We start from the raw sequence: 7,625 nt of genomic DNA, 5'->3' as shown, positions 1-7,625 counted from the left end.
GGTCATCTGATTGCACATTGATCCCGCACACAGTTGGTATGAGAGCTGCGAGATCGTTGGCAATATCGATAAGAACGCCATTGGGTCGTTTTTCGCTTCGTGTTTGATCCCGTAGGCGATTAAGCACTGCGGCTAAATTTGAAGCGTCAGGTTTTAAAGTGGTCTTTCAAAAACGGTCATTGGCCTGCCGAGCAGCGGTCGGGTTAATTTCTAAAAATCTAACTGCACGCAGTGCTTTTCGCAAAGCATACAAGTGAGGAAATTCCGCAGTTGTAATAGTGGATAATGCAGTCCGAGAAGCCTCTCGAAGGGAAAGACGCATGGGGTGGCCACTTTTTCCAGGACCATCTTGCCTTACTAAAAGTGCATCTCCGCTTTCATTTTTCTGGATAAAAGGTGTTGAGTATCGGCCATAACTCGGTTTTCTCGGCTTTAGATATTCAGCGCGATCCTCTGCGCGTTTCATTGCATGGCAATATTCATCACGAACAAATATACCGCGTGTGCTCCCATCATTTCCATAATTAAGCCCCAATGTCAATTCGTAACGCAAACGTTGCGCTGGCACCTTGTAAGAGCGTTTGAAATCATCAACACCTTCATTCTCTAAGAAAACCTCAACCGCAATATTAATATTGTTGGTTATGCCTTCATTGGTTTGACGGAAGAATTCTTCTGGTTCGCCACGTAATCCTTGCATGGCGCTAAGGATATCGTGATCCATTAGCGCCGATAGGAGTTGCATAGCATCAAAAAGGTTGGATTTCCCACTAGCATTTGGGCCGACGACAGCAGTGAATGGCTGCAGGTCCAGCTTGAAGTTCTCAAAGGTTTTGAATCCGTCAATTTCGATACGAGTTAGCATGTTCTAATTCTACGTTTTTGTCCCATTACCAGCAGGCATATCATGACTGTCAATGCCCTGCGAATAAAGATGTTCGCCCATGATAGCATGTGATACTCACTTCCGCTTCGGCCCATAGCGCTTGCGCGGCGCGCCCCTGAAGCCTGGCTTGGGCTTGGTCGCACCCTCGCCGGCGGCCCTTGCCCGGCTGCGCATGGCCAGCACCTGGGCCAGGCGCTCGGCCACGGCGGCGCGGCGCTCGGTGACGGCCTCGCGGTCGGGGAACATGGCGGAGAACTTGCGGGTCGCCCAGTAATACAGGTCGCAGATGCGCGACTGCGCCTCCAGCCCCAGGTCGTCCAGGCTGTCGATGCGTTTGCCGGCCACGCTGTCCAGCAACAGGGGCTGTTCCCGCTCCAGCGCGCGGCAGATGCCATAGACCAGGTCGGCGTCGGTCTCGCGGTCCAGGTCGGCCGGCATGAACAGCAGGGTCAGGCGGCGATCGAAATCCAGGCGGCGGGAGTCCAGCGCCACCGCCATCTTGCGCACCGGCGCCAGGTCCGCCAAGGCGTAGGGGGAGCCCCGGGTGTCGGCGGCGGCGAAGCAGTCGACCAGGGGCACCAGGCGATCGGTGCCGACGTACGTGGCCAGGCGTTCCATCATCGTGCGGGTGGGGCGCAGGGTCAGGGACATCGCGGCGTGCACCGCCTCGTCCGCCGCCTTGTACATGTGGCGTAGGGCATTGGGGCTGCCGCGCCCGACCACGCCGTATTCCCCCACCTCGAACTTGCCGTAGCGGCCGGCGCGGCCGGCGATCTGCCGCACCTCCGATCCTTTCAAGGGGCGCACCTCGTGCCCGTCGAATTTCTCCAGGTTGGTGAACAGCACGCGGCGCACCGGTAGGTTCAGGCCCATGCCGATGGCATCGGTCGCCACCACCACGTCGGCCTCGCCGGTGGTGAAACGTTCCGCCTCCCGCCGGCGCACCTCGGGCGCCAGCGCGCCATAGATGACGGCGGCGCTCAGACCCCTGGCACGGATCGTTTCGCGAACGGAATGAACCTCGCGCCGGGAGAAGGCGATCAGCGCGTCGCCCGCCTGCACGTCGCTCCATTCCAGCCGGCGGTCGATCAGCTTCAGCGGCGTCTTGCGCTCCAGCTCCACCACCTCCAGCGGTTCGCCCAGATACTCCGCCATGCGCTCGACCACCGGCCGGATGTCGGGGGAGCCCAGCAGGTACACTGTTTCCGCCGGCACGCCGACCACGGCGGCCGACCAGGCCCAGCCGCGCTCCGGATCGGCCAGCATCTGGACCTCGTCGATCACCGCCACGTCCAGGCGGCTTTCCGGGTCCAGCATCTCGACCGTGGAGGCGGTGATGCGGGCGCCGGGCACGCGAATCTCCTCCTCCCCCGTCACCAGGTTGGCGGCCACGCCCTCCTTGTTCAGGCGGTCCATGATCTCCAGCGCCAGCAGGCGCAAGGGGGCGAGGTAGGCGCCGCTGCGGGCATCCTTCAGGGCCTGCATGGCGCGGTGGGTCTTGCCCGAGTTGGTCGGCCCGACCACCAGCACCAGGCGGCGCGGCATGCTGCGCGCCAGGGGAAACAGGTCCTCGTAGCGCTTCAGGTCGAAATGGCTGTCGACGAAGCTGCGGCCCCGGGCGTGGATGCGGTCCTGCGCCCAGGTTGCCACCTCCCGCTCCCACCGGCGCAGGACGGACGGGGCGTCGGTCAGGTGATGGGTGGCGCGCCACAGCCGGTCGCGGATCTCGGCCAGCGCCTCGGCGTCGCTGCTGACATCGGCTTCGATCTCGGCCAGGCGGCGGGCCAGGCTGCCTTCCGCCTCGCGCTTCCGCCCGTTCAGCTTGCCGTCTGTGCTGACCAGGGCGACCAGCGCGTCCCCATCCAGGTCGGACAATTCGCCGACGGAGAAGGTGCGGTCCACGTTCAGGCGGTAGGGGTGGGGGAAGCTGGGCAGCCGCACCTCCAGCCGCTGGCTGACGCGCACGCGGTCCGGCACGATGGCCGGCGTGATCTCATATCCCGCCTCGCGCAGGGTCGGGCGCGCGGCGGTCAGCAGGGTGGGGCGCGCCACCGCCTCGGACGCGCGGCGCTGGACGATGGCCAGCAACTCTTCCCGCCGCGCCTCCTCCACCCACACCTGTTCCTTGTCGGGGAAGACCAGGGGCAGGGGCACCAGGCCCATGGCCGCCGCCTGCCGGGGGCGCACCAGACCCAGCTGCGCCAGGGTGGCGCAGCCCTCCTCCGTCGTGGCGACGGCCAGCAGCAGATCGGGATCCCAGCTGTGGGTGCCGGTTTCGGGTACGGGGTTGGTGTCGGGCGTCATGGCAGCGCAAGGACCGGAAAAAGCTCGGGGTTACGCCCTTTATGGGCCGCTGGACCGCCGGCGTCCACCGCTGTCGACCTCCAGGCTTTCAGCGTGGCGTCTCGGCGAGGGCCCTGTTGAATGCGGCGATGACATCGTCGGGCACCGTCTGCGCGCACATGATACGTCCCGCGTCCGCGCCCGGCAGGTCCGGATATCGGTGATAGACGAAGGCATCGGGGCTGAGGTCCATGGCTCGGGCCACCATGGCCATGTCGCGGTCGTCGGCCAGGATGACATAATCGACATGGCCGGCGGCGACCATCTTGATCAGGTCCAGCGGCGTGCCCCGGATGGTGCGCACATGCCCCGCCTCCTGTGTCACCAGGCGGTCGATGTCCGACCCGACGGAGGCGCCCAGCAGGTTGCCGTACAGGCGCGTGTCATCCGCCAGCAAGGCGCCCAGCGTGGGATAGCTGTCCAGCCAGGTGGTCCCGGCCTTGGCCACCACCACCCATCTGGTGTCGCGGAACAGCGGCGTCGTGAACTTGAAGCGCAGGGCCCGGTCGGGTGTCTGGATGGCGTTGGCGGTGCAGGCCACGCGGCCGTCCTGCAGGTCGGAAAGAATGCGGTTGCGGGGGACGGGACCCAGCCAATTGATCTGCACCCCGGCCTTGGCGGCCAGCGCCTCAACCCGGGCGGCCACGGGGCCCCGGACGGCGCCGCCGTTGGCGACGCTTTGCAGGAAGGGGCCGGAATCCGGGAACAGGAACTCGATGACCGGCTTTTCCGCCGCGTCCCCCTGCAGGACGGGCTGTCCAGTCGCGATGATGCTCAAGAGAAGCCGGCCAATCAAACCGGCGATGGTCCCCACGGATCAGACCTCCAATAGCCGGAAAATAACACCACATCGGGTCATTTCTGCCCACTCGCAAGGAGAGGTTATTGCCGCCCCATGGCAACAATATTGCCACGGCATAGCTCTGCCGCTTTTGTAATAACCTAAATCTTAACGAATTAACAACGGCTTGCTACCTGACACGGAATAACGTGTCCGAAAGATAGAGGGCGTTGGGAAACTGGCCCGGCCTTTGCGTATGCCCTTACGCCTGTCCGGCGGAATCGTCCGCCCGACGCAGATGGGGAAATGCCATGTCTTTCAAGAAGATCGCTCTCGCATGCCTGTTCATTGTGGGCGTCGGCGTCGTCGCTGCCAACCACTTTGCCGCCCAGCGCACCGTGACCGTCGCCGCCCTGCCGGAATGCGGTTCCTGCGGTCCGTGGTAAGGGCCAGTCGCAAAAGGCGATGAAAGCAAACGGCCGCTCCGGAAGGGCGGCCGTTTTCTTTTGATCTGGATATTGCGGAGCTGGCCGCCAGGCGACGGCGGAGTCGCCGTACCCTACGATGGTAGTCTTCTCGCCCGCCCTTGACTTATGGGACCGGCGTTTCGCCGCGGGCGATTACTCCGCCACGGTTACGGCGTCGCCATCGTTCAGCATGGTGTTCGGGTTCAGCACCACACGGTCCTTGTCGCTGACGCCGCCCACCACCTCGATGGTGGTGCTGAATTCGCGGCCCAGCGTTACCGGGTGGAAGCGGATTTTGCCCTCGCCATCGATCACGGCCACGCGCTTGCCGCCCGGCCGGGTGACGATGGTGTTCACCGGCAGGGACAGGACCTGGGCGCCGGCATCGGGGAAGTGGGCGTTGCCGCGCATGCCGGCCGGCAGGGTCAGGTCCGGGTTGGGCAGGTCGGCCTCCACCCGCATGGTGCCGCTGGTGCTGTCCACCGCATGGGAGATGCGCACCACCTTGGCCGGGAAGCTGCGGCCGGGAAACTCCACGAAGGTGGCGTCCACCGGGGCGCCCACCGTCACCGCCGGCACCTGGCCCTGCGGCACGTCGATGACCAGGCGCAGATGGTCCTGGCGCGACACCTGGTACAGGGCCTTGCCGCTGGACGCGTCGGCCACCACCAGGTCGCCACGCTCCACCTGGCGCTGGGTGATGATGCCGTCGATGGCCGTCGTCACCGTCTTGTAGGCGGTCAGCTGCTCCAGCCGCTTCACGTTGGCCACCGCCGCCTCCAGGTCGGCCTGGGCGGCGTTCAGCGCGGATTCGCGGGTGTCATAGGTTTCGCGCGTCACCCAGCCATCGCCCAGCAGGGACTTGGACCGGGTGTAGTTGGACTTGGCCAGCGCCAGGTTGGCTTCCGCCTGGTGCTGGGACGCGCGGGCCTGCATCAGCTGCTGGTCCTGGTCGGGCGCTTCGATGATGGCCAGGGTCTGCCCGGCCTTCACCACGTCGCCGATGTCCACCAGTCGCTGGCCGATGTAGCCGGAGACGCGGGCGTAGACCGTGTATTCGGCCAGCGCCTGGGTCTGGGCCGGCAGCAGCAGTCCGTCGGCCGACTTCACCGGCTTCGGCGTCGTGGTCTTGACCTGCAGCGGGGCTTGCGGCTGGGTTTCCGGCGGCGCCTTGTTGCCGCTGGCCAGGTGCGGGGCCGATACCAGGCCGATGCCGGCCAGGGCCACGACGGCGGTGCCCAGCATCCAGGTCCGGTGGCGGGCGGTGGTCTTAGGGGCGGCGCTCATGATCATCAGACTCCTAAAATCACTCGGCGGCCGAGCCGGCGGGAACGGTGGAGGCGGCGACGATGGCGTGGCGCCGCCGGTGCAACAGGACATAGACGGCGGGAACCGCCAGCAGGGTCATGGGCGTGGAGAACAGCAGGCCGCCCATCACGGCGCGGGCCAGGGGGGCGTTCTGCTCGCCACCCTCGCTCAACGCCAAGGCCATGGGGATCATGCCCAACACCATGGCCAGTGCCGTCATCATGACGGGACGCAGGCGGGCGCCGCCGGCCTCGGCCATCGCGTCCACGGGCGTCAGCCCCTGTTCGCGCCGCTGGTTGGCGAAGGACACCATCAGCACGCTGTTGGCGGTGGCCACGCCGATGACCATGATCATGCCCATCAGGGCCGGTTCGCTGAAGGTGGTGCCGGTCAGCAGCAGCATGACAGCACCGCCCAGGACGGCCGCCGGGGTGGCGCCCAGCACGATCAGAGGGTCCAGCCACGACTGGAAGTTCACCACCATCAGCATGTAGACGAAGACCACGGCCAGGGCCATGCCGGCGGCGATGTCGCCGTAGGCCTGTTCCATGGTCTTGATTTGGCCGCCCATCTCGATGCGGTTGCCGGGCTTCAGCTGCGGGCGCACCGCCTCGATGGCGGCCTTGATGTCGCGGCTGACCGAGCCCAGGTCGCGGCCCGAGACGTTGGCGATGACGTCATAGCGGGGCGAGAACGAGGTGCGGCTGATGTCGGCCGCCACCTTGGTCGGCACCAGCGTGGCCACGTTGCGCAGCAGCACCGGTGTCGACACCCGCGTGGAATGGATGGGCGTGTTCAGCAGATCCTCGGGCGACGCCATCAGCCGCTGGGGCGATTGCACCACCACCGGGTAGATGACCAGCGAGTTGGTGTCCATCCAGTAGCTGGGGTTGACCACGCCGCTGGACGCCAGCGACACCAGCACCTCCTGCGCCACGTCGTTCTGGGTCAGGCCCAACTCGGCGGCGCGCGCCCGGTTGACCTCAATGCGATAGCCGGGGGTGGCGGTCACTTGGCGCAGCGTCACGTCCACCAGGCCCGGGATGTTCTTAAAGCGCTGGCGCAGGTCGTCGGCGATGATGGCGTTGGGGCCGCGGGCCGTGCCGATGATGCGCACGTCGATGGGCGTGGGCACGGCGCCGTTCAGGATCTGGCTGGTGATGTCGCCGGGCTTCTGGAAGATCTCCACGCCGGGGAAGTCTCGGGCCACCATCTCCCGGATGGCGGTCACATATTCCTGGGTGGGGCGGGACCGCTTCTCGGTCAGGGCGCCCAGGATTTCACCGTCGGCGGAACTGACGGTAACGCTGTCGGTCAGGCCCAGGTTCACCGGGTCGGGCAGGCCGATGTTGTCGATGATCAGGCCCAGCTCATCCGCCGGAATGATCTTGCGGATGGACCGCTCGATGGCGCCGAACTGCCGCGACGCCTCTTCCAGCCGGGTGCCGGCGGGGGTGCGGACATGCAGGCGGAACTGGCCGGCGTCGACCTCGGGGAAGAAGTTGCGTCCGATGAAGGGGATGGTCAGGCCGGCGCAGACCAGCAGCACCAGGGCGAAACCGGTTACCATCCAAGGCCGTGACAGGCCACCCTCCAGCACCCGCAGATAACGCTGGCGCAAGGCCTCGAAGCCGCGCTCGAACCTGGCGTGGAAGCGGGCCCAGGCGCCGGCGACGCCCCGCGGCGGGGCGGCGTCGCCGTGCATGCCTTCCTCGCCATGGCCATGGCCGCGCAACTCGGCCGGCAGCAACCAGGCCGCCATGGCCGGCACCAGGGTCCGCGACAGCACGTAGCTCATCAGCATGGAGGAGATGACGGCCAGCGCCAGGGGCGAGAACAG

The 7,625-nt window shown here is 65.8% G+C and carries 6 protein-coding genes; 1 reads left to right on the top strand and 5 read right to left on the bottom strand.

The window, feature by feature from the left end; genetic code table 11:
- Positions 1-166: 166 nt before the first annotated feature.
- From I55_RS34310 to I55_RS09510, 3 genes are all read right to left on the bottom strand, one after another.
- Positions 167-865, bottom strand: a complete 699-nt coding sequence (locus I55_RS34310) for an AAA family ATPase (RefSeq protein WP_083900977.1) — start codon at positions 863-865, stop codon at positions 167-169.
- Positions 866-961: 96 nt separating this feature from the next.
- Positions 962-3,190, bottom strand: coding sequence for a helicase-related protein (locus tag I55_RS09515; RefSeq protein WP_044560293.1), 2,229 nt, complete (start codon positions 3,188-3,190; stop codon positions 962-964).
- An 88-nt stretch (positions 3,191-3,278) separates the two neighbouring features.
- Positions 3,279-4,043 carry an ABC transporter substrate-binding protein gene (locus I55_RS09510; protein ID WP_083900976.1) on the bottom strand — a complete coding sequence of 255 codons (765 nt, stop codon included), beginning with the start codon at positions 4,041-4,043 and terminating at the stop codon, positions 3,279-3,281.
- A 278-nt stretch (positions 4,044-4,321) separates the two neighbouring features.
- Here I55_RS09510 and I55_RS38985 point away from each other — a divergent pair, with 278 nt between their 5' ends.
- Positions 4,322-4,456: a hypothetical protein gene (locus tag I55_RS38985; protein WP_286364294.1), complete on the top strand. Its 135-nt coding sequence runs from the start codon at positions 4,322-4,324 to the stop codon at positions 4,454-4,456.
- A 174-nt stretch (positions 4,457-4,630) separates the two neighbouring features.
- On the opposite strand, the gene I55_RS09505 is transcribed toward I55_RS38985, so the two are convergent.
- Together I55_RS09505 and I55_RS09500 are read right to left on the bottom strand one after the other, a co-directional pair.
- Positions 4,631-5,764 (bottom strand): efflux RND transporter periplasmic adaptor subunit, encoded by a 1,134-nt coding sequence (locus tag I55_RS09505; protein WP_159107152.1) that lies wholly within the window; start codon positions 5,762-5,764, stop codon positions 4,631-4,633.
- A gap of 19 nt (positions 5,765-5,783) precedes the next feature.
- On the bottom strand, positions 5,784-7,625 hold a 1,842-nt coding region (locus I55_RS09500), incomplete at its 5' end, for an efflux RND transporter permease subunit (protein WP_044560291.1).

The sequence above is a fragment of the Azospirillum sp. B4 genome (assembly GCF_000333275.1).
Classification (GTDB): Bacteria; Pseudomonadota; Alphaproteobacteria; order Azospirillales; family Azospirillaceae; genus Nitrospirillum.
Note: the sequence above shows the minus strand (reverse complement) of the source record. Positions and strands in the feature narration are given on the sequence as shown.